The sequence below is a fragment of the Microcoleus sp. A6-C6 genome (genome assembly GCF_036705955.1).
Classification (GTDB): domain Bacteria; phylum Cyanobacteriota; class Cyanobacteriia; order Cyanobacteriales; family Microcoleaceae; genus Microcoleus.
Window position 1 is genome coordinate 1 of sequence record NZ_JAUBVR010000195.1, and the last position, 1,035, is coordinate 1,035.

The window sequence follows — 1,035 nt, forward strand, 5'->3', positions numbered from 1 at the left end:
AGGTTTTCAGGATTGCGGTGGAGCGTAGACACAAGCCCTCATCATATCGGTACTCCGATTGATGATGGGTAATTGACTAGGTGGCTTTGTACTTTCCCCCAGCCTCTTGCTTATGAGGATTCTCTTGGTTGAAGACGATCTGCGCCTTGCAGAAACCTTGGCAGAAGCCCTGACAGACCAGCGCTATGTTGTTGATATAGTTACCGATGGGGAATCTGGATGGCATCAAGCAAAGATGCTCAACTATGATTTGCTGTTGCTAGATTTGATGTTACCAGAACTTGATGGAATTAGCCTTTGCCATCGATTGCGATCGCACGGCTATACTATGCCTGTCCTGATGATCACAGCCCGTGACACTCTCAGTGATGAAATTAATGGGCTTGATGCTGGGGCTGATGATTATGTGGTCAAGCCCGTGGACTTGCAAAAACTATTTGCTCGGATTCGAGCCTTATTGCGTCGAGGTAATAGCAATTCTGGGCCGATTTTAGAATGGGAAGAAATTCGGCTCAACCCCAGCACCTATGAAGTCACCTACGGGAACACTCCACTCCATCTCACGCCAAAAGAATACGCACTTCTGGAACTTTTGTTGCGAAATGGTCGCCGTGTTCTCAGTCGAAGTGTCATGATCGAACACGTCTGGTCGTTGGAATCTCCACCAGAAGAAAATACGGTCAAGGTTCACATTAGAGGTTTGCGTCAAAAACTCAAAGCTGCGGGAGCCGCTGAAGATTTAATTGAGACTGTACACAGTATGGGCTATCGTCTCAAGCAATCAGATTCCGTTGTAATACCAATTTAAAAAATTCTTGCTACAACACTTTTAGTTTAATTTGTTTATTCAAATATTCTCGCGCTTTGCGTCGCTCCCTCGATTTTAGGTCTTTTTTGGGAGAACTATTTATGGCGACACACCTACTAATATTGTTGGATTGATTTTCCAAATTGGTTTAATGTAAGGATTCAGGTCTAAGATTGGGGAATTAAAGAAGGCATAAATAAGTCACAAAAATGGGCAGATATAGCATC

General features: G+C 44.0%; 1 protein-coding gene. It reads left to right on the forward strand.

All coding sequences use genetic code 11. The features are described 5' to 3' along the window. Positions 1-124 precede the first annotated feature (124 nt). Positions 125-808 carry a response regulator transcription factor gene (locus QUB52_RS29175; RefSeq protein ID WP_321161666.1) on the forward strand — a complete coding sequence of 228 codons (684 nt, stop codon included), beginning with the start codon at positions 125-127 and terminating at the stop codon, positions 806-808. Positions 809-1,035 lie beyond the last annotated feature (227 nt).